The following is a 21,422-nucleotide window of genomic DNA, read 5'->3' as shown; positions in this document are numbered from 1 at the left end:
TGGAGCAAAATCATGGCGGAAACAATCAGCCCCCGTTATTCACGAATTTTATTAAAATTATCTGGTGAAGCTTTATCAGGTAATAAAGATATGGGTATTGATGCTCAAGTTTTAGATCAAATGTCACTTTCTATTGCGCATTTGGTGGGCTTGGGTGTGCAAGTAGGTATCGTTGTGGGTGGCGGTAACTTATATCGTGGTAGCCAGTTACAAAAAGATGGTTTGGTTGGCCGTGTAACAGGTGACCAAATGGGGATGCTTGCAACTGTCATGAATGGTTTGGCAATGCGTGATGCATTGGTGCGCCGTAACATCAGAACTCGTCTTATGTCTGCACTACCAATTGGTACTGTTGTAGAGTCATATTCAAGTCGTGATGCAATTCGCCATTTAAGCCAAGGCGAAGTATGTGTTTTCGTTGCGGGAACAGGAAATCCATTCTTTACAACTGATACAGCAGCATGTTTACGTGGTATTGAAATTGAAGCAAATTTAATTTTGAAAGCAACCAAAGTAGACGGTGTTTATAATAAAGATCCAAGCAAATACGAAGATGCGGTGAAATACGATCATTTAACATTTGATCAGGTGTTGGATGAGAAGTTAGGTGTTATGGATTTAACAGCAATTTGTTTATGCCGTGACCATAATGTGCCATTGCAAGTATTTGATATGAATAAATCTGGTGCGCTTTTATCAGTTGTAATGGGTGAAAAAGAGGGTACACGCGTTACTAAGTAATGTACGTGTGCTGCAAAGCTCTTTATACTAGCGCTAAATTAAATTTGTTATATACATCCTTGAATAAATAAGTAAGGAAGATCATATGATTAACGATCTGAAAAAAGACAGCGAACAGCGTATGATGAAAACTCTTGAGTCTTTGGAACAAGGGTTTGCTAAAGTTCGTACCGGCCGTGCACACCCATCAATTTTAAATGGGGTAATGGTTCCTTACTATGGTTCTGATGTGCCTTTAAACCAAGTAGCGAACGTTGGTGTTGAGGATTCTCGTACGCTTATCGTTCAACCGTTTGAGCGTACAATGGTATCTGCAATTGATAAAGCTATTCGTGAAAGTGATTTAGGTTTAAACCCAATTACTGCCGATTCAATTCGTGTGCCTTTACCAGCTTTAACTGAAGAAACACGTCGTGATATGCAGAAAGTTGCACGTAGCGAAGCTGAAAATGCAAAAGTTGCGATTCGTAACATTCGTCGTGATGTTTTAGGTGATATCAAAGCATTGTTAAAAGAGAAAGAAATCTCTGAAGATGATGAGCGTCGTGCAGGTGATGATATCCAGAAAATCACTGATAAATATGTTGCAGAAGTAGATAAGCGTCTTGCAGCGAAAGAAGCAGAATTGATGAAGGTCTAATTTTATGACCGAATCAGAAGAGTATCATCTTCCTAAGCATGTTGCCATCATCATGGATGGCAACAACCGCTTTGCAAAGAAAAACCAAATGCAAAAAGGTGATGGGCATCGAGAGGGTAAAAATATTCTTGACCCTATTGTTGAACATTGTATAAAAACTAGCGTCCGTGCTTTAACTGTTTTTGCATTTTCGAGTGAAAATTGGAATCGACCACAATATGAAGTCGATCTGCTTATGAAACTTCTTGAAGAAACCATTCATGAGCAAATACCTCGCATGAAGAAATTCAATATTGCTTTGCGTTTTATAGGGGATCGTTCTAGATTACCTTCACATTTAGTTGCCTTAATGGAAGATGCAGAGCAACAAACAGTACATCATGACGCCATGACATTAACTATTGCGATTAGCTATGGTGGTATGTGGGATATTGCAAATGCAGCTAAACAAGTTGCTCAAGCAGTTTCACGTGGTGAAATTGACGCTGATCAAATAAATGTTGATTTGTTCGAAAAATATGTCAGTCTAAACGATCTGCCAGCTGTGGACTTGTTGATCCGTACAGGTGGAGATTTCCGTATATCTAACTTCTTGTTATGGCAAGCAGCTTATGCGGAACTGTATTTTACCGATACTTTGTGGCCGGAATTTACAGTCGAGGAATTCGATCATGCATTGAATGTATTTTCAGGGCGTGAACGTCGTTTCGGTAAAACATCTGAACAAATTCAGCAAGAGAAAATCGAGAATTTATAATGTTAGAGCGGATTGTTACCGCATTGGTACTTGTTGCAGTTGTTTTGGGCTGTATGTTTGCTACGCAATCACATTATCCAATGTTGGTACTTATGATTGTAGCAGCAGCGGTGGCGGGGTATGAGTGGTATAAGTTAATGCCTCATGAAGCTGGCGCCGTAGTAAAGCCTAAAGCATGGGGTTATGGTCTACTAGTTGCCTTTGTTTCAGGCGTTGCCTTATTCTTTCATGACATTGCATTACTGCTATGGTCTGCTTCAATTTTAACTTGGCTCGTTAGTGTTTATTGGGTTAAGTCTTTTCCTGAATTTGATGGGTGGTATAACGCGACCCTTTATGTCATTGGTTTAATTCTTATCTGTGCAGCAGTGACTGCGATATTTGTAGTATGGCAAAGCTCACCATGGTGGTTGATGTATTTGTTCTTGCTTGTATGGGGTGCAGATAGTGGAGCTTACTTTGTAGGTCGTAAATTCGGTAAAAGAAAATTGGCACCTACAGTAAGTCCTAACAAATCAGTAGAAGGTTTATATGGTGGTATTCTCACTACAGTTATTGTCATGCTTGTAGTGCAATATCAATATTTAAATCTAACTTGGGTTCAACAACTTTTATTCCTGATCTTGTCTTTAATCACAGTATTTGGTTCAGTATTAGGTGATTTATTTGAATCAATGATTAAACGCCGTGCTGGTATTAAAGATTCTGGCCGTGTTTTGCCAGGTCATGGTGGTGTACTGGACCGTATTGATTCTTTACTCGCAGCAGCCCCGATTTTTGCAACGGGAATGTATATATTAAAGCTTATTGGTGTAGATTTATAGATGACACAATCTGTTTGCATATTGGGTGTAACCGGTTCTATTGGGCAAAGTACCTTAAAAATTTTAAGTCAACATCCAGATAAGTATTCAGTCTTTGCAGTTTCGGCGCATAGTCGAATTCCTGAACTTGTTGAAATCTGCAAACAGTTCCGCCCTAAAGTTGTTGTTGTTCCTGAAAACAAAATAGCTGAACTAAAAACATCATTTGTTCAACAAAATATACAGGGTATTGATATTTTAGTTGGACAAGATGGTTTGGTTGATATTGCATCACATGCAGATGTTGATGTTGTGATGGCTGCAATTGTAGGTGCAGCTGGTTTATTGCCTACTTTGGCAGCTGTTAAAGCAGGTAAACGAGTATTGCTTGCAAATAAAGAAGCATTAGTTATGTCTGGTGAAATCATGATGCAAGCTGCTCTTGATCATCAGGCATTATTATTGCCAGTAGATTCAGAACATAATGCTATTTTCCAGTCATTACCTCATAACTATTTACAAGTCGATAGAACTGGGCAACCGCAATTAGGCGTATCCAAAATACTGCTAACCGCATCTGGTGGTCCCTTTTTAAATCATTCTCTAGAACAGTTGGAACATGTAACACCCCAACAGGCATGTAAACATCCAAACTGGTCAATGGGGCAAAAAATTTCAGTTGACTCAGCTACTCTTATGAATAAAGGGTTGGAGTTGATAGAAGCGTGTCATTTATTTTCAATATCTGAACATTTTGTTACAGTTGTTGTTCATCCACAAAGTATTATTCACTCTATGGTGCAGTATGTTGATGGTTCAACATTAGCACAAATGGGTAATCCTGATATGTGTACGCCGATTGCACATGCATTAGCATGGCCTGAGCGTTTACAAACAAGCGTTCCTGCTTTAGATTTATTTGAGTATTCTCAACTTAATTTTCAGGCGCCAGATACCCAAAAATTTCCTGCATTGAATTTGGCAAGACAAGCAATGCGTGCAGGTGGTTTGGCACCTACCATTTTGAATGCGGCAAATGAAATTGCTGTTGAAGCATTCTTAAAGGAAAGGATTGGATTTACACATATTCCACAAGTGGTAGAGCATACTTTGCAAGATTTAGAGAATGCAGCGGCTGAGAGCATTGAGTGCATTTTAGATAAAGATAAAGTGGCTCGGTCTATAGCTCAGAAATATATATCAAGTATTGGAGGCTGAAATGAATGCGCTTTTTATGATTGCAGCAGCAGCTCTTTTACTTGGTCCTTTAATAGCAATTCATGAGTTTGGTCATTATTGGGTCGCGCGAAAGCTTGGGGTTAAAGTTTTAATTTATTCAATTGGTTTTGGCCCAACCTTACTGAAATGGACATCTAGAAAGTCAGGTATTCAGTATCAGCTTTCTGCTCTACCTTTGGGTGGCTACGTTAAAATGTTAGACGAGCGAGAAGGTAATGTCGCAGAAGAAGATCTACCATATGCTTTTAACCGTCAAAAACCATGGAAGCGTATAGCTATTGTTGCTGCAGGGCCGTTAATTAACTTAATTTTTGCTGTGCTTCTTTTTTGGGTTTTATTTTTACCCGCACAACAACAATTAAATACTAAAATTGGCAAAATTATTCCAAATTCTCCAGCTGCTGCTGCCCAGTTACATGTAGGCGATAAAATTATTGCAGTTGATGGAAAAGAGACCGCAACTTGGGAAAAGCTAAATTTTGCTTTAATTGATCGTGTGGGTGAAACAGGTACTGTAAATATCGATGTTGATCGTGCAGGTACCGAGAAAAATTTTGTATTACCAATTAAAGATTTTTTAAAAAACCAGAATGATTCTGCACTGGAATTATTAGGTTTCTTGCCTTATCGTCCTATCATTCCTGCTGTTGTAACAGAATTAACCGAAGATGGTGCAGCAATTCGTCAAGGTATGAAAGTAGGTGATCGTATTGTTGCGATTGATAGTCAACCTATGAAAGATTGGTTTGATGTAGTTGAAGTCGTTCAGCGTTCTCCAGAAAAACTACTTAATATTGACGTTTTACGTCATGAGCAGTTGGTACATTTACAAGTTATGCCGCAAGGGAAGCGGGATAATATGGGACAAGTCAATGGTGTTCTTGGTGTAAAAAGTGATGCTGGAAAAATTACAATTCCTGACGAATATAAGCAAACAATTCAATATACTCCAATACAAGCTTTTGAAATGGCACTTGATAAAACTGGCCAAATCTCTAGCATGATTTTGAATTCGATAGTGAAAATGGTTAAAGGATTAATTGGATTAGAAAATCTTTCTGGGCCAATTACCATTGCAAAAGTAGCTGGACAAAGTGCAGAAATGGGATGGGAAACTTTTATCTCCTTTATGGCTTTAATGAGTGTAAGTCTTGGAATTTTAAACTTATTACCAATTCCAATGTTAGATGGTGGCCATCTAGTGTATTACATTATTGAAGCTATTCGAGGGAAACCTGTTTCTGAACAAATACAAATGTTTGGTCTAAAAATTGGTATGGTACTGCTCGGTAGTATGATGCTTTTAGCTTTATTTAATGACTTTATGCGTTTGTAAACGTATATGGATTTATAACTTACTGGAAAAAACTGGCATGCGGCACACACATTTTTTAATGCCTTTGGCACTTGTTAGCGCTATGGCAGCGGTACAACAAGCATATGCAGCTGATGATTTCGTTGTTAGAGATATTCGTGTAAACGGGTTAGTCCGTCTTACTCCTGCAAATGTTTATACCATGTTGCCAATCAACAGTGGCGATCGCGTTAATGAACCGATGATCGCCGAAGCAATTCGAACATTGTATGCCACGGGTCTTTTTGATGATATTAAAGCATCAAAAGATAACGATACTTTGGTTTTTAATGTTATTGAACGCCCAATTATTTCAAAACTTGAATTTAAGGGTAATAAACTTATTCCTAAAGAGGCCTTAGAACAAGGCCTTAAAAAAATGGGTGTTGCAGAGGGTGAGGTTTTTAAGAAATCTGCTTTGCAAACCATTCAAACAGAATTAGAGCAGCAATATACTCAACAAGGTCGTTATGATGCTAGCGTTACTGTTGATACTGTTGCACGACCAAATAACCGCGTTGAATTAAAACTTAATTTTAACGAAGGGACGCCAGCAAAAGTTTTTGATATCAATGTGATTGGTAATACTGTTTTTAAAGACAGTGAAATCAAACAAGCATTTGCTGTTAAAGAAAGTGGTTGGGCTTCAGTAGTCACACGTAATGACCGTTATGCGCGTGAAAAAATGGCTGCAAGCCTTGAAGCATTACGCGCAATGTACCTTAACAAGGGTTATATTAATTTCAATATTAATAATTCTCAGCTTAATATCAGTGAAGATAAAAAACATATCTTTATTGAAGTTGCTGTTGAGGAAGGTAACCAGTTTAAATTTGGTCAAACTAAATTCTTAGGTGATGCGCTTTATAAACCTGAAGAATTACAAGCCCTAAAAATTTATAAAGATGGCGATACCTATTCACAAGAAAAGGTAAATGCGGTTAAACAATTACTTTTACGTAAGTATGGTAACGCTGGTTATTACTTTGCTGATGTAAATATCGTTCCGCAAATTAATAATGAAACTGGTGTTGTTGACTTAAATTACTATGTAAACCCAGGTCAGCAAGTGACCGTGCGTCGTATTAACTTTACTGGTAATAGCAAAACTTCCGATGAAGTATTACGTCGTGAAATGCGCCAAATGGAAGGTGCTTTAGCAAGTAATGAAAAAATTGACTTGTCTAAAGTTCGTTTAGAGCGTACTGGCTTCTTTAAAACAGTTGATATTAAGCCTGCTCGTATCCCAAATTCACCAGACCAGGTCGATTTGAATGTGAATGTTGAAGAGCAACATTCAGGTACCACCACATTGGCGGTAGGTTACTCGCAAAATGGCGGTATTACCTTCCAAGCGGGACTTAGTCAAACCAACTTTATGGGTACTGGTAACCGAGTTGCAATTGATTTGTCTCGTTCAGAAACTCAAGACTACTACAACTTAAGTGTTACTGACCCGTACTTTACCATTGATGGGGTAAGCCGTGGTTATAACGTTTATTATCGTAAAACTAAGTTAAATGATAATTATAACGTTAACAACTATGTAACAGATAGTTTTGGCGGTAGTTTAAGTTTTGGTTATCCAATTGATGAAAACCAAAGCTTAAGTGCATCTGTAGGTATTGATAATACTAAAGTAACGACTGGCCCTTATGTTTCTACCTATGTGCGAGACTATTTATTAGCAAATGGTGGTAAGGCAACAGGCAAAGGATCATATTGTCCTTTAGATGCTAATGGAAAATCACAAATTGATAGTAAAACTGGAGAGTGTACAGCTCCAGAATTCTATAATAATGCTTTTGAAGGCGAGTTCTTTACTTATAACTTAAACCTAGGTTGGTCATATAACACGTTAAATAGACCAATTTTCCCAACGTCTGGTATGTCTCACCGTGTAGGTCTTGAAATTGGTTTACCTGGTAGTGATGTTGACTATCAAAAATTAACTTATGATACGCAAGCATTCTTGCCGATTGGTAAATCAGGCTTTGTACTTCGCGGTTATGGTAAGCTTGGTTATGGTAATGATTTACCATTCTATAAGAACTTTTATGCGGGTGGTTATGGTTCTGTTCGAGGGTATGACAACAGTACCTTGGGACCTAAATATGCCAGTGTGAATTTACAAGAAACAAAACAAAATGATCCTTCACCTGAAAATGTTGGTGGTAATGCTCTAGTTCAATTTGGTACTGAGTTGGCATTGCCTATGCCATTTAAGGGTGATTGGACTCGTCAGGTACGCCCTGTACTCTTTGCTGAGGGGGGACAGGTCTTCGATACTAAATGTAATATTGATAACTCTGTGTATGGCACTAAAGGCATGACCATTAATGGCCAGTCAATTTCAGATGTTAAGAAGTATTGTGAAGATAATTATGGCTTTGATTTAGGTAACTTACGTTATAGCGTGGGTGTGGGTGTAACCTGGATTACTATGATTGGACCATTGTCACTTAGCTATGCATTCCCGTTAAATGATAAACCGGGTGATGAAACTAAAGAAATCCAGTTTGAAATTGGTCGTACTTTCTAAGTACGACTTCATTGAACAACGAAATAAGGAAAGAAATTTACATGAAAAAATTAAATACATTAATGTTAGGGTTAGGCTTGACGGTGGCTTCAGTAGCAGCTAATGCAGCTGGTTATGGTGTAATTGATCTCGCTAAAGTTGTTGAAAGTAGTACTTATTTGAAGCAACAAAATGCAAGCTTAAACCAGTCTGTGAAACCTACAACGACTAAACTTGAGCAATTGGGTAAAGAGTTAGAAGGACTTCAACGTCAAGCTCAAACTCAAGGCCAAAAAATGAAAGAAGATGAGATTAAAAAATTACAATCTCAGTATCAATCAAAGTTAAATGAATTTAATTCAACACAGCAGGGTTTACAGTCTAGAGTTCAAACTAGCTTGCAAAGTATGAACACAACTTTTGAGACTAGAGTTAAACAAGCTGCTGAGCAGTTACGAAAAGAAAATAATCTTGACTTTATTTTGAATAAAAATTCAACTGTTGCCTATGACGCTAAGTATGATTTAACTGATAAAATGATACAAAAGGTTAATTCAATGAAATAAATTAATGAAAGTGCAACAATATCGTTTAGATGAATTAGCTCACCTCGTTAAAGGTGAGCTAATTGGTGAAGGTAGTCTTCAATTTTCAAACCTAGCAAGTTTAGAGAATGCAGATATTAATCATCTTACTTTTGTAAATGGTGATAAATATCTCGAACAAGCTAAAGCAAGCCGCGCGGGAGCTTTTATTGTTACCGCTGCTTTAAAAGAACATCTGCCTGAAAAAGATAATTTCATTATTGTTGATAATCCTTATCTTGCTTTTGCAATCCTTACTCACGTATTTGATAGAAAGCTTACTTCAACAGGTATAGAAAGTACTGCTCAAATTCATCCATCTGCTGTTATTTCCGAAACCGCATATATAGGACACTATGTAGTTATTGGTGAAAATTGCGTAGTGGGTGATAATACAGTGATTCAGTCGCATACTAAACTTGATGACTATGTAGAAGTTGGAAAAGACTGTTTTATTGATTCTCATGTCACTATTACAGGCAGTTCTAAATTACATGATCGTGTACGTGTCCATTCAAATACTGTAATTGGTAGTGAAGGTTTTGGTTTTGCTCCATATCAAGGAAAATGGCATCGTATTGCTCAACTAGGTTCAGTTATCATTGGTAATGATGTCCGCATTGGATCAAATTGTAGTATTGATAGAGGTGCTCTTGATAATACAATTTTGGAAGATGGGGTAATTATTGATAACCTTGTGCAAATTGCACATAACGTTCATATTGGTTCAAATACTGCTATTGCAGCTACGTGTGGTATTGCAGGAAGCACAAAAATTGGCAAAAACTGTATTCTAGCTGGGGCATGTGGAGTCTCAGGTCACCTTACAATTGCTGATAATGTGACTTTAACCGGAATGTCAATGGTCACAAAAAATATTTCTGAAGCTGGAACTTATTCTTCAGGAATTGGGTTGTTTGAAAATAGTCATTGGAAAAAGACAATTGTACGCTTGCGACAATTAGCAGATGTGCCATTGACCCAAATCACTAAACGACTTGATCATATACAAGCTCAAATAGAGTCTCTTGAATCAACTTTTAATTTGCGTAAATAGAATATTATGACCGAGTCAACTACACCTAAATTTGCCATCCCTGAATTACCAATGCAGATTCAAACGATTCGTCAATATTTGCCGCATCGTTATCCATTCTTATTGGTTGATCGTGTGACTGAAGTTACTGACAATAGTATTGTTGGTTATAAAAATGTTTCTATCAATGAAGAGTTTCTACAAGGACATTTTCCAGAATATCCAATTATGCCTGGTGTTCTAATTGTTGAAGCACTAGCTCAAGTTTCAGGCGTTCTAGGTTTTATTATGAACAATGAAACACCAAAACCGGGTTCTTTGTTCCTGTTTGCTGGTGCAGAAAGAGTTAGATTTAAAAAACAAGTAGTTGCAGGTGACCAACTTGTATTAAAATCTGAGTTGGTAATGCAGAAGCGCGGCATTTACAAATACAATTGTACAGCTAGCGTTGATGGCATTGTAGCAGCAACCGCTGAGATTATGATTTCACACCAAAAAACAGAGCAGGCATGAGTAATCACGATTTAATCCATTCTACCGCCATTATTGATCCATCTGCAGTGATTGCTGCAGATGTTCAAATAGGACCTTATTGTGTTATTGGTCCTCAAGTGACTATTGGTGCTGGTACTAAATTACATTCTCATGTGGTAGTAGGTGGTTTTACCAGAATTGGCCAAAATAATGAGATCTTCCAGTTTGCAAGTGTTGGTGAAGTTTGCCAAGACCTCAAATATAAGGGTGAAGAAACTTGGCTTGAAATTGGTAACAACAATTTAATTCGTGAACATTGCAGCTTACATAGAGGCACTGTGCAAGATAATTCATTGACTAAGATAGGTAGTAATAACCTATTAATGGTCAATACACATATCGCACATGACTGTATCGTAGGTGATCACAATATTTTTGCCAATAATGTTGGTGTCGCTGGACATGTACATATTGGTGATCATGTTATTGTGGGTGGTAATTCTGGGATTCATCAATTCTGTAAGATTGATTCTTACAGCATGATTGGTGGGGCCTCACTAATTCTCAAAGATGTACCAGCCTATGTTATGGCGTCTGGTAATCCTGCTCATGCTTTTGGTATAAATACTGAAGGTATGCGAAGAAAAGGTTGGTCTAAAAATACAATTCAGGGCTTAAGAGAAGCTTATAAATTGATATTTAAATCTGGATTGACCTCTGTTCAAGCTGTTGAGCAAATTAAAAGTGAAATTTTGCCTTCTGTTCCAGAAGCTCAATTATTAATTGACTCGCTTGAACAATCTGAACGCGGAATTGTGCGTTAATTTTTAATAAGACATAAAAAAAGACACTGTTAAAAACAGTGTCTTTTTTTATGTCTAAATTATTTCTTAAAGAATTTAACTTCTTCAGATTTAGGATATTGAGTAAGTAGCTTGTTCTTATATTGATTTGCTGACACAGTATTTTTATCAACATCTTTCGCAATACTATACAGTTGATAAAGTGCTCGAGGTGCCTTACTAGAGTTTGGATATTGGCTAGCGACAATATTGTAGTTTTTCTTCGCTTCATTGTAGTTCACTGGGTCTGTAGCTAAATGAAACTCTGCTAACCAGAAATAGGCATTACCTGTATAAATACTATTAGGATGGTTTTTAATAAAGTTTTGCATCGGAGCAATTGCTTTTTTTGCTCCACCTTGTTTGTAAGCATCTAAAGCTACTGTATAAGCGGCTTTTTCTAACTCAAGTGGATTTGATTGATTTTGGGTAGCAGTGACTGGTTGAGCGTTTGTTACGGGTGCACTAGGTTGTTGTTCGGAGGTGGTTGGAGGTGGAGCTGCAACTACTTTGTTGCCATCGGTAGGTTGAGATTGAGGTGCTGATGTATTAGTAGAGGCAGTGCTATCAGCAGTCGTATTTGAGCTATCTTCTTGTGTAGCACTGTCAGGGTCAACTTTTTGATGTAACAATTCTAGACGTTGATCTAAATCAGTATAGCGGTTCGCAAGGTCTTTCTTTAATTGCTCAATATCATTCGCTTGTTCTTCTAACTGACCTCTTAAAGTACGGACATCATTTTCTAATTGTTGGTTTTTTTGCATCAATTCCCAGTTTAAATTTGTAGGAACTGAAATATTGCTTGAAGAAGTATTAGATGCACTACCATCATTTTGACTTAAACCACGAGACTCGATAGGAATGTTTGCGTATAGACAAGTGGTACTCATTAAGGCAATAAATAATAAAGAATGCTTCTTCATTTGCATGTGTATAAATCCATAATTTTATATAAAAGCCACCTCGATACAGGAATATAAAAAACAATTCTCTAAATATCTAAGGTTTTTCATTGATCAATGCAATTAAAGCAGTTAACAGTTTAAATGCAAGGATAGTTTACAATCTTCAAGCATATTTTATGCAAAATACGAAAAGAGCATAAGTTTAGAAAATTACATTTTTAGTGTTTTAAGCTATTTTTGCTGATGAATTAATCAATCGAAACAAAAACTTGCTGAAAAAGACAGAGAAGGGTTGCAACTCTTTTAAAAATCTCTATACTTTGTTTTGCAATGGTAGCCCCGCTGGTGGCTTCGCAATTGTACTCTGTGAACCCCGCCAGGACCGGAAGGTAGCAACGGTAGCAGATCTATGATGTGCCGAAGTTTTGCTAGTGGGGCTGCCACCTTTCTTTTAATCCAATCTTCTTTGGATTGCTTTTAAAATTACATCTAAATCAAATCCTCTATATTGTAGAAATCTGATCTGTTTTGCTTTAAGTTTTGGATCTTTCTCTACGGCTTCTCCAAACTTTTTAACTTTAAGTTGATACGCCTGTTCTACCCAATCAATTTCCTGAATTTCATCGGCAATTAAATCATTTTCTATCTGTTTTGTTTTTAAAGCTTGTTGAATGCGTTTTGGACCTTTGCCTTTACGAATCTGGCTAGCTAATGTTAATTCCGCAACGCGCTGGTCACTTTGGTAATTTTGTTCAGATAACTCTTCAACAAGTTGTTTCACTTCTTCTATATTTTGTGCATAACGAGCTAATTTCTCAATCAGTTCTGCTTTAGAGTAGTCTCGGCGAGTAAGTAAAGCAAAAGCATATGAGCGTAAGCGCTGGCCAGTAAGAGGAGGGCGCTGTTGAGATTGCTCATCGTTTCTTTTGAACATATAAATTTCCTTGTAAAAAACGCCCCGAAGGGCGTTTTATGACTTATGTATAATTAAGACTCTAATAAAAGATCTGGTTCTTCTTCATCATCTTCAATTTGCACTGCGCCATTTGTACCTGTAGTCAACAATTGCTCACGGATATTGCGCTCAATCTCTTCAGCTATTTGCTTATTTTCTTCAAAATAACGAATTACGTTATTCTTACCTTGGCCAATTTTATTACCTTGGTATGAATACCATGCACCAGCTTTTTGAACGATATCTTGCTGAACTGCTAAATCTACAAGTTCACCTAATTGGTTAGTACCTTTACCATATAGAATTTGGAAAATAGCTTCTCTAAATGGAGGAGCCATTTTGTTCTTAACAACTTTAACTTTGGTTTCTGAACCAACAATTTCGTCGCCTTCTTTTACCTGACCGATACGACGAATATCTAAACGAACTGAAGCATAGAATTTAAGTGCGTTACCACCAGTCGTAGTTTCTGGGCTACCAAACATAACACCAATTTTCATACGGATTTGGTTAATGAAAATAACCATACAGTTTGAACGTTTAGCATTACCCGTAATTTTACGAAGTGCTTGGCTCATAAGACGTGCTTGTAGACCCATGTGAGAGTCACCCATCTCACCTTCGATCTCTGCTTTAGGTGTAAGAGCAGCTACCGAGTCCACAACGATTAAATCAATCGCACCTGAACGAACAAGCATATCAGCGATTTCAAGTGCTTGCTCACCGTTGTCGGGTTGTGAAACAAGTAGGTTATCAATATCTACACCAAGCTTACGTGCATACTGAGGATCTAGGGCATGTTCGGCATCGATAAAGGCACATGTACCACCAGACTTTTGACATTGAGCAATTGCTTGTAATGTCATTGTAGTTTTACCAGAAGATTCTGGACCATAAATTTCGATAATACGGCCTTTCGGTAAACCACCAATCCCCAATGCGATGTCTAAAGTTAAAGAACCTGTAGATACGGCTTCAACTGCTTGAACAGTGTTGTCACCGAGACGCATAACCGTGTTTTTACCAAATTGCTTCTCAATTTGGCTCAAAGCGGCTTGTAATGCTTTGCTTTTATTCTCATCCATCTCAAAAACCTCAATACTCTATGTTCATCACGTTTAACCCAAGTGGATGCATTGAATCTCAACTTGTTTCACAGGGTTAATAGTGACAGATTTTTTCTCTAGCTTCTATATATTGTATATGTGAGTGCGACACAACTCGACGTTTTTATTCATCATCATAAGACCAATGGTCTTCATAATGTTGATCATTATCCTGTTTAAACCGATTGATTTGTCGCCGATCTTTCTTGCTTGGTCTATGGTCAGGTCGAGCTAGATTATGCAATTTTCGCTGGGAAGCAATCAACTCCCGTCTTGCAATACTTACTTCGGTTTCCTCATAAAGTTGTTGTGCAACTGGAGCGGGTCCTCTAGCGTTGGAAAGTGCTTTAACAACAATCGTCTTTTTATCGAAACCTTGCTGAACAACCAATTCCATCCCAACACGAATTTCTTTAGAAACTTTTACACGCTCATTATTGTGATGTACTTTTCCTCCTTCTATTGCTGCTTTAGCAATAGAACGAGTTTTAAAAAAACGTGCTGCCCATAACCATTTGTCAACACGCATGGTTTCTACAGCATCGTTTTCACGCAATTTTGACATCATTATCCTTTCTATCAGTTTGATTCAAAATAGACAGTAGCTCTGTAAGCTGATCTAGAGCTTTATACTCTAAATCTTGTGACTGCCTTTTACTCTTAAGAGTTGAGGGCTGTAAGATAGTAAACAAGTGTCTTATACCAAATTTTTCAGCAGTTTTTAAAACTGGAAGAGTGTCATCTAAAAAAATAGTCGTTTCTGGTACAAAATAATATAAACGTTGTAACTCTTGCCAAAATTGAAGGTCTTCTTTTGCATGACCAATTTGTTCGCTAGACACAATCACATCAAAAAAATCTTGAATAGGAATGTTATCAAGTTTTAATTGTAAACTTGCACAGTCTGCATTAGTGACTAACCAGCATTGATAACCTTGTTCTTTTAGAGCGCGAAGTAGCTCCATGCATCCTGATCGTGTTTTAATTTTATGTTGAAATTCTTGTTGAAGCTTTAAAACATCTACGCCTGTAGTTTTTGTCCAATATTTTGAAGAATACCAGGCAAGAGTATGCTTATTGCTACGATAAAACTGGCTTAATATTTCTTGGCTTTCTGTTAAAGAGATTTGATGTGTCTGAGAATGTCTTTCAGGTAGGCATTCGTTCCATATAAAATCGTCAAAAGCCAAATCTAACAAAGTTCCGTCCATGTCAAAAAGCACTATTTTATTCATGTTTTGAGAGCTCCAACTAAAATATACATGGAAGAAAAGTAGCTTAAGATTATAATCATTAAAGTCGGGAAAACGGACTGATTTGTTGTTATTTCATCATTTTAAAATTCTAATGGTTTGTAACGAATAAACAAGTAGATAACAATAGTGCCCCTAAAGTTTGGACTACTCAATATTGAGAGAAAAGAAAAATCGTGTTTTTCATAAGGTAATTTCTATATATCTGCTCTTACTTTTTTGAAGGTGTACTTTATGATAAAACTACTTAATAGTAGGGCTTGAACAAAATTTTTGAAAATATTCATAGAAGTAAAATAGGAGGAAAATGACTAATAAAGTCTTTTAGAAATATAGATTTATATTTATTTTTTGGTTCATTTTTTGATAAGTATTTTTGCTTTTCTATGAACTCTATGGAATTATTATTTAAATATTATTAAAAGTTGGAATAAAAGTGGGCTTATATACAATTAGATATGGTTATCGTAACAACAGTTTTTTTATAGCTTCAAACGCTGCTGGAAAGTTTATCGTAATTGATGCATTAGGAGCAGATTTTCAAATAGGTCATCAAATCTCTTATGAAGGTACCAAAATAATAAATGAAACTTTAAATGATGAGACGGAAGCAAGAGTTCATCTGGAGAGCAATGAAAAAGAGGCTTATGAATATTTACGTGCCATGAAGTAATAAACTCGTTATTTTGATTTACATAGGATACGTATTGGCAAACATTTTATAAATTGAACCGTACTTGTTTAAAGTTATATTAAAAATTATCCGAATAACAATTTAGAGCAGGCAATGAAAATTGGATTTATTGGAGGAGCCAATGACGGCATAGTGATCAATGCCGCCAATGGTATTGATACTTATAAACTTGAATGGCATTACAAGGCTGAGAAGCACTGTGAAGAACAGCCATCATTAGGGCTAAATGGCCCTGAATATGACTATTACAATCTATTAATTTTGAGAAAAAACAAAGAAGCGAAACTTTTCTATGTTTTAACTACAATGGATAAGGAAGCTATTGCAGATAAAATTAATGAATATTGGGAACATTCCACTTCTGTCGGTTATGACTTCGATGAATAATCTTATTTTTTAATTCATTGGAATGCTTGAAATATATCAATATTTGATTTACTCATAACTTAAACTTAGGATTATTTATTTCATAAAGAACATGTTCTTGTAGGGCATGTTCGTCTGAAAGCTTGGGATGGTTGAAGTATTTAACTTTGTGCATTCCTAGTCTTTCCATCACTGCTTGAGATGGTTTATTCACTGTTGCTGTAAAAGAAACTACTTTATCTTTATTAAGCACATTGAAGGCATAGTCTAATGCTGCTTTTGCTCCTTCTGTGGCATAACCTTTTTTCCAAAATTTTGTCGCAATTCTCCAGCCAATTTCAATGCAAGGGGAAAATCAAATTGTTCTGGTTGGTCGTGTAGGCCAATAAAACCAATAAAGTCATGGCTTTCTTTTAATTCTACAGCCCAAAATCCCCAACCTTTTTCATCAATAAGGGCTGATGCTCTTTGAATTAAATTTATACTTTCAGTAGCAGATAAAAGCTTTGGAAAAAAACGCATAACATCTTTATCCAATCCCATTTCGATAAAGGGGGCAGCATCAGTTTCTTTCCATTGTCTTAGGATCAAACGTTCGGTTTCGATCATAGTAAAAGCTCTTTAAATATAATTTTTAATTTAACCATATAGTCTACAGTGGCTTTTGTATAATTTTCTGTAAGATAATCTTAGAATTAATGCTTACCACTCCTTTAATTTTATTGAGTGTATTAATAACAAAATGAGAAAAAGAATTTAGATCTTTAGTGGCCACATGCAGTACATAGTTACATTCGCCTGTAATGATATAAGCATTAATGACTTCATCAAAATTCTTGATTTGGCTTAAGAAAAAGTTGTGGTCATTTTCGGTGAGTTGAGCAAGTTTTATTTCAACTATCGCCTCAATTTTTATACCTAATTTTTCATAATTAACTTTCGCTTGATATTTTTCAATGATTCCGTTGGCTTCTAAAATCTTGACGCGTCTGTGACAAGCAGATGCTGAGAGATTGACAAGATCAGCAAGTTCTTGGTTACTTAAACGTGCATTCTCTTGTAAATACTTCAAAATTTTTAGATCGATTGCATCTACATTCATTTTCGAATTCCATCCATGTTTTTTAATTTTAATTGGAATTTTATACGAAAATAGCCGTTTTTAATCAAATATTATCGAATAAATCGAAAGAATTGACATGATAAAATTCAAATACAAAGGAAATGTTGAAATAGGTGCAATACGAAATGATTACTCGTGAACAGTGTTTGTATTGGGATCAGGAAGATGAACTCAAAAAATTTAAAGATGAATTTGCATTGCCAGAAGGTGTTATTTATTTAGATGGCAACTCTTTAGGTGCTAGACCAAAGAAATCTTTGGCTGTCGCTCAGCATATTATTTCCCAAGAATGGGGAGAAGATCTGATCAATAGCTGGAATAAGGCTGATTGGTGGGGATTGCCAACAAGACTGGGTGACAAAGTTGCTAAACTGATTGGTGCCGAACAGGGTGAAGTTATTATTTCTGATTCAACTACACTGAACTTATTTAAGGTTTTATCAGCAGCGGTAAAAATTCAGGCCGAAAAAAATCCTGAACGTAAAATTATCGTTGCGGAAAAGGATGCTTTCCCAACAGACATTTACATTATTGAAGGTTTCATTGATTTAATTCAAAAGGGCTATCAAGTTGAATTAATTGATGGTGTAGAAGACTTAGCTCGAGTTTTAGAGAAAGATGTTGCTGTGGTAGTTCTTTCTCACGTGAATTACCGTACAGGGTATTTCTACGATATGTCATCTATTAATGAGCAGATTCACTCTAAAGACGCTTTGGTGATTTGGGATTTATGTCACTCCGTTGGTGCTGTTCCAATGGACCTGAATCAAAGCAGTAGTGATTTTGCGATTGGTTGTACCTATAAATATTTAAATGGGGGGCCTGGTTCGCCAGCATTGCTCTGGGTCAATGAAAAGCACCGTGATCAGTTCTGGCAACCTTTATCTGGCTGGTGGAGTCACAAAAAACCGTTTGATATGGCACAGCATTATGAGCCAGCGAATAGTATTCGTCGTTATTTATGTGGAACTCAGCCGGTTATTTCTATGAGTCTTATTGAATGCGGTGTCGATATTTTCTTACATGCTGATATGCAAAAAATCCGTGAAAAATCGCTGAAATTAACTGACTTATTTATTCAACTGGTACAGCAAGAATGCTCTGAATTTGGTTTTGAGTTAATTACGCCTTTAGATCATAAATATCGTGGTAGTCACGTCAGTTATCGTCATGAATTCGGTTATGAAATTATTCAGGCGCTTATTGCACGTGGTGTGATTGGTGATTATCGGGAACCAGCGGTGTTGCGATTTGGTGTTACACCTTTGTATCTAGGGTTTGAAGATATTTGGAATGCAGTACAGCATTTAAAAGAAACTATGCTGAATAGTGAATGGAAAAATAAGCGCTATTTAGTTCGCGGTGAAGTGACCTGATTTTAAGGAATCAAAATAAAACAAATGGCTAGGAGGGCCTATGAGTAGTTTTGATGAAATACAAAATAGAGAAGCTGGGCTGCATAAAAAGTTATCTGCAAAACAGATGGGTATGATTGCCATTGGTGGAGCAATTGGAACCGGATTGTTTATGGGAAGCAAATTTGCAATTAGCTTTGCTGGTCCTGCAGTCATCGTCAGCTATGCGATTGGTGGTTTAATTGCATTTGCACTTATGGCTTGCTTGGCTGAAATGACGGTTCAGCATCCTACTTCGGGCTCATTTGGGGCGTATGCAGAACATTATATGAGTCCACTTGCTGGCTTTTTAGTTCGCTACTGTTATTGGGCTTGTATTGTACTGGCTGTAGGCACTGAGATTACCGCTGTAGCTGACTATATGAAGCTTTGGTTTCCAAATGTAGGCTCTTGGGTCTGGATTGGTTTTTTTTCACTGACCTTACTTGTTGTAAATGCCTATAGTGTTAAAGCCTTTGGTTTGGTGGAGTACTGGTTTTCCACAATCAAAGTTTTTGCCATTATCGTGTTTATTCTTTTGGCTATTGGTATCTTGACTCAAAGCAAGGAGGGCGCAAAGCAAGTTGTGACTAATTTGTCAGGGCATGGAGGCTTTTTCCCCAATGGCTTTAGTGGGGTATGGATTGGTGTCATTATTTCAATATTTAGTTATTTAAGTATAGAAATGATCGCCGTCGCAGCTGGTGAAGCAAAAGATCCTGAAAAAGCAGTAAAAAAGGCATTTAAAAGCACAGCACTCCGACTCATTTTGTTCTATTTATTGTCCTTATTTCTAATCGTTACTTTGGTGCCATGGACGGTTTTGATTGGAGCAGATGCAACAAGCCCTTTTGTTATGGTCATGAGGATTGTTGGTATTCCATATGCCGATAGTATTTTAAACTTTATTGTAATTGTAGCTGCCTTATCTGCAATGAATAGCATGCTTTATATCTCAACTCGTATGTTGTTTAGCTTGTCACGTGCAGGCGATGCACCAAAAGTTTTTGGCCGAATTAGTAGTAACGGTGTACCCGTAAATGCACTGTTGCTTTCCGCGGTAGGGATTGGTATTGCTAGTATTGTTTATACAATTAATCCGGCTTCTGCGTTTCCAATCATGATTGCGCTATCGATGTTTGGTGCGTTGTTCACTTGGGGCAGTATCTTTGTGACACATATGTTTTTTAGAAAGCATATGGCTCAGCAAAACATACAGCTAAAATTTAAAATTCCAGTCAGTCGATTCATCTCACTATTTGGTTTTATTGCGATTTTGAGTATTACAGTAACCACTTGGTTTACCAATGAGTTTAAATCTACTTTGCAGTTTGGCGTACCTTTAGTGCTTGTTCTGATATTTTGCTTCTACTTAAAACGTTCCACCGTAAAGTTAAATCTCAACTCTAGTGAAGAAACATTGAAGTGATCGGTATATGAGACAATATGATAATGCGACAACGGTAGCAAATGAAGGTGAAATACTAGCAAGCTTTCAATATAGAAGCTTGCTGAGTTATCAAGCCTATCATCATATAAAAGATATAAAGTATGGTTCACAGAACCGATCAACGATGGATTTTTTTCCTTTAGCACATGCCAATAAAACCGTGATTTTTATACATGGGGGATATTGGCAGTGGTGTGATAAATCGGACTTTGCCTTTATAGCGCCGTATATTTTGGCAAAAGGGGCGCAGTGTGTACTTTTAGAATATGACTTGGCTCCTCAAAGTCATATTTCACAAATGGTGGCTCAAACTCAAAAAGCTCTCGATTTTATTGCACAGCAGAATTGGAAAACGGATGAAGTTTTATTAGTGGGCCATTCAGCAGGTGCGCATCTCGGGGCATTATGTTTAAGCCATCCTTTATTATCTGACGCAGTTTTATTAAGTGGTATCTATGATTTAGCACCTATACGAGAAACTCATTTAAATCATGCATTAAACTTATCACAAGACGATATTTTGAAATATAGCCCTATTTATCACAAAGAGAGTGTTGATATTCCGTGTATGATTTTGTGCGGAGAGTTGGAGCTAAGTGAGTTGAGATGGCAAAGCCAAAATTATTTTGAGCATAAAGGTGGTCAAGATGAGGAGTTATTCTCTTTAGAGACTATTTCTGGGATTAATCATTATTCTATTTTAGAACACTATTTTAAATGTAGGTTTGAGAACTAGATAATCTGAATTTTAAAGGTGGGTGATTGGTTTTAATATTTGGAATCAATAATTTGAAGTTTATTCGATGATGATATGCCGAATGATATATGTTTTTATTAAATTTAATACAATATATTCATTTTAGGTTGTGTTTGAGTGGAAATGTAAAACGTATCACATTTAAGTAGCTTTTTATCACTACGTTGGTTTTCAAGTTGACCTAAATTCATAACTCAATTAGATTAAAAGGATAGTGTTTTCTCTCTAATCGACAAACTGTTTAGCTGTTGCTTAGATGAGTTTTTATAGTCCGTAGCTTCCCAAGATACGGACTTTTTTATTTTGTATCGTCTCTTGATCATAAATATTTAGTGTACTAAAGCAGCAATTGATGAAGTTGATCACAACGAGTTAAATGAAAATATGAAAGAGGTATTGTAAATATATCTTTAAAAGTATATATTTAT

22 protein-coding genes, 1 other RNA gene and 1 pseudogene are annotated in these 21,422 nt (G+C 36.6%); 17 read left to right on the top strand and 7 right to left on the bottom strand.

Annotated features, from left to right (window positions below):
- Window positions 1-12: 12 nt before the first annotated feature.
- From pyrH to lpxA, 11 genes are all read left to right on the top strand, one after another.
- The gene (gene pyrH, locus ACG59Z_RS00120; RefSeq protein ID WP_000852257.1) at window positions 13-741 is read left to right on the top strand and encodes a UMP kinase; all 729 of its coding nucleotides are present in this window, start codon (window positions 13-15) and stop codon (window positions 739-741) included.
- 85 nt (window positions 742-826) lie between these two features.
- Window positions 827-1,381: a ribosome recycling factor gene (gene frr, locus ACG59Z_RS00115; RefSeq protein ID WP_002049637.1), complete on the top strand. Its 555-nt coding sequence runs from the start codon at window positions 827-829 to the stop codon at window positions 1,379-1,381.
- A 4-nt stretch (window positions 1,382-1,385) separates the two neighbouring features.
- On the top strand, window positions 1,386-2,138 hold the full coding sequence (uppS, locus tag ACG59Z_RS00110; RefSeq protein WP_304400410.1) for a polyprenyl diphosphate synthase: 753 nt from the start codon (window positions 1,386-1,388) through the stop codon (window positions 2,136-2,138).
- A complete protein-coding gene (locus ACG59Z_RS00105; protein WP_304400411.1) occupies window positions 2,138-2,962 on the top strand; it encodes a phosphatidate cytidylyltransferase in 825 nt (274 codons plus the stop codon). Before uppS ends, ACG59Z_RS00105 begins: the two co-directional genes overlap by 1 nt.
- The gene (gene ispC / locus ACG59Z_RS00100; RefSeq protein ID WP_311070716.1) at window positions 2,963-4,159 is read left to right on the top strand and encodes a 1-deoxy-D-xylulose-5-phosphate reductoisomerase; all 1,197 of its coding nucleotides are present in this window, start codon (window positions 2,963-2,965) and stop codon (window positions 4,157-4,159) included.
- A gap of 1 nt (window position 4,160) precedes the next feature.
- Complete coding sequence (rseP, locus tag ACG59Z_RS00095; protein ID WP_311070718.1) at window positions 4,161-5,516, top strand: RIP metalloprotease RseP; 1,356 nt, start codon at window positions 4,161-4,163, stop codon at window positions 5,514-5,516.
- A gap of 37 nt (window positions 5,517-5,553) precedes the next feature.
- Window positions 5,554-8,076: an outer membrane protein assembly factor BamA gene (bamA, locus tag ACG59Z_RS00090; RefSeq protein ID WP_400197282.1), complete on the top strand. Its 2,523-nt coding sequence runs from the start codon at window positions 5,554-5,556 to the stop codon at window positions 8,074-8,076.
- 41 nt (window positions 8,077-8,117) lie between these two features.
- On the top strand, window positions 8,118-8,621 hold the full coding sequence (locus ACG59Z_RS00085; RefSeq protein WP_263613891.1) for an OmpH family outer membrane protein: 504 nt from the start codon (window positions 8,118-8,120) through the stop codon (window positions 8,619-8,621).
- A 4-nt stretch (window positions 8,622-8,625) separates the two neighbouring features.
- Window positions 8,626-9,696 carry a UDP-3-O-(3-hydroxymyristoyl)glucosamine N-acyltransferase gene (gene lpxD / locus ACG59Z_RS00080; protein WP_400197280.1) on the top strand — a complete coding sequence of 357 codons (1,071 nt, stop codon included), beginning with the start codon at window positions 8,626-8,628 and terminating at the stop codon, window positions 9,694-9,696.
- A 6-nt stretch (window positions 9,697-9,702) separates the two neighbouring features.
- The gene (gene fabZ / locus ACG59Z_RS00075; protein ID WP_000140523.1) at window positions 9,703-10,188 is read left to right on the top strand and encodes a 3-hydroxyacyl-ACP dehydratase FabZ; all 486 of its coding nucleotides are present in this window, start codon (window positions 9,703-9,705) and stop codon (window positions 10,186-10,188) included.
- Window positions 10,185-10,973, top strand: coding sequence for an acyl-ACP--UDP-N-acetylglucosamine O-acyltransferase (gene lpxA / locus ACG59Z_RS00070; RefSeq protein ID WP_400197277.1), 789 nt, complete (start codon window positions 10,185-10,187; stop codon window positions 10,971-10,973). The genes fabZ and lpxA overlap by 4 nt, the downstream gene beginning before the upstream one ends.
- A 59-nt stretch (window positions 10,974-11,032) precedes the next feature.
- Here the strand turns inward: lpxA and ACG59Z_RS00065 are convergent, their stop codons facing one another.
- On the bottom strand, window positions 11,033-11,920 hold the full coding sequence (locus tag ACG59Z_RS00065; protein WP_400197275.1) for a YbgF trimerization domain-containing protein: 888 nt from the start codon (window positions 11,918-11,920) through the stop codon (window positions 11,033-11,035).
- Between the two features lie 316 nt (window positions 11,921-12,236).
- On the opposite strand from ACG59Z_RS00065, the gene ffs reads away from it, so the two are divergent.
- Window positions 12,237-12,333, top strand: an RNA gene (ffs, locus tag ACG59Z_RS00060) — signal recognition particle sRNA small type.
- A gap of 14 nt (window positions 12,334-12,347) precedes the next feature.
- Here ffs and ACG59Z_RS00055 read toward each other — a convergent pair.
- From ACG59Z_RS00055 to ACG59Z_RS00040, 4 genes are all read right to left on the bottom strand, one after another.
- The gene (locus ACG59Z_RS00055; protein ID WP_263613887.1) at window positions 12,348-12,830 is read right to left on the bottom strand and encodes a regulatory protein RecX; all 483 of its coding nucleotides are present in this window, start codon (window positions 12,828-12,830) and stop codon (window positions 12,348-12,350) included.
- A 53-nt stretch (window positions 12,831-12,883) separates the two neighbouring features.
- The gene (gene recA, locus ACG59Z_RS00050) at window positions 12,884-13,936 is read right to left on the bottom strand and encodes a recombinase RecA (protein WP_263613886.1); all 1,053 of its coding nucleotides are present in this window, start codon (window positions 13,934-13,936) and stop codon (window positions 12,884-12,886) included.
- Window positions 13,937-14,081: 145 nt separating this feature from the next.
- Window positions 14,082-14,522 carry an RNA-binding S4 domain-containing protein gene (locus ACG59Z_RS00045; protein WP_263614985.1) on the bottom strand — a complete coding sequence of 147 codons (441 nt, stop codon included), beginning with the start codon at window positions 14,520-14,522 and terminating at the stop codon, window positions 14,082-14,084.
- Window positions 14,506-15,192: an HAD-IA family hydrolase gene (locus ACG59Z_RS00040; protein WP_272317745.1), complete on the bottom strand. Its 687-nt coding sequence runs from the start codon at window positions 15,190-15,192 to the stop codon at window positions 14,506-14,508. Before ACG59Z_RS00040 ends, ACG59Z_RS00045 begins: the two co-directional genes overlap by 17 nt.
- Before the next feature lie 454 nt (window positions 15,193-15,646).
- Between ACG59Z_RS00040 and ACG59Z_RS00035 the strand changes: the two genes are divergently transcribed.
- Together ACG59Z_RS00035 and ACG59Z_RS00030 are read left to right on the top strand one after the other, a co-directional pair.
- Entirely contained in the window at window positions 15,647-15,883 is a 237-nt protein-coding gene (locus tag ACG59Z_RS00035; protein WP_057066151.1) for a hypothetical protein, read from the top strand.
- 114 nt (window positions 15,884-15,997) lie between these two features.
- Window positions 15,998-16,291, top strand: coding sequence for a hypothetical protein (locus ACG59Z_RS00030; RefSeq protein WP_004708422.1), 294 nt, complete (start codon window positions 15,998-16,000; stop codon window positions 16,289-16,291).
- 52 nt (window positions 16,292-16,343) lie between these two features.
- Here the strand turns inward: ACG59Z_RS00030 and ACG59Z_RS00025 are convergent.
- Both ACG59Z_RS00025 and gigD read right to left on the bottom strand, forming a co-directional pair.
- A pseudogene (locus tag ACG59Z_RS00025) lies at window positions 16,344-16,879 on the bottom strand (GNAT family N-acetyltransferase).
- A 43-nt stretch (window positions 16,880-16,922) separates the two neighbouring features.
- On the bottom strand, window positions 16,923-17,372 hold the full coding sequence (gene gigD / locus ACG59Z_RS00020) for an Lrp/AsnC family transcriptional regulator GigD (protein WP_057066152.1): 450 nt from the start codon (window positions 17,370-17,372) through the stop codon (window positions 16,923-16,925).
- 146 nt (window positions 17,373-17,518) lie between these two features.
- Here gigD and kynU point away from each other — a divergent pair, with 146 nt between their 5' ends.
- From kynU to ACG59Z_RS00005, 3 genes are read left to right on the top strand one after another with little or no spacing between them, the layout of a single operon-like run.
- Window positions 17,519-18,769, top strand: coding sequence for a kynureninase (kynU, locus tag ACG59Z_RS00015; RefSeq protein WP_400197269.1), 1,251 nt, complete (start codon window positions 17,519-17,521; stop codon window positions 18,767-18,769).
- A gap of 40 nt (window positions 18,770-18,809) precedes the next feature.
- Window positions 18,810-20,216 (top strand): amino acid permease, encoded by a 1,407-nt coding sequence (locus tag ACG59Z_RS00010; RefSeq protein WP_400197268.1) that lies wholly within the window; start codon window positions 18,810-18,812, stop codon window positions 20,214-20,216.
- A 7-nt stretch (window positions 20,217-20,223) separates the two neighbouring features.
- Window positions 20,224-20,973, top strand: a complete 750-nt coding sequence (locus ACG59Z_RS00005; protein ID WP_400197266.1) for an alpha/beta hydrolase — start codon at window positions 20,224-20,226, stop codon at window positions 20,971-20,973.
- Window positions 20,974-21,422 lie beyond the last annotated feature (449 nt).

It is taken from the genome of Acinetobacter sp. ABJ_C1_1, assembly GCF_044684115.1.
Lineage (GTDB): Bacteria > Pseudomonadota > Gammaproteobacteria > Pseudomonadales > Moraxellaceae > Acinetobacter > Acinetobacter nosocomialis_A.
This window is presented reverse-complemented; position numbering and strand designations above follow the sequence as displayed.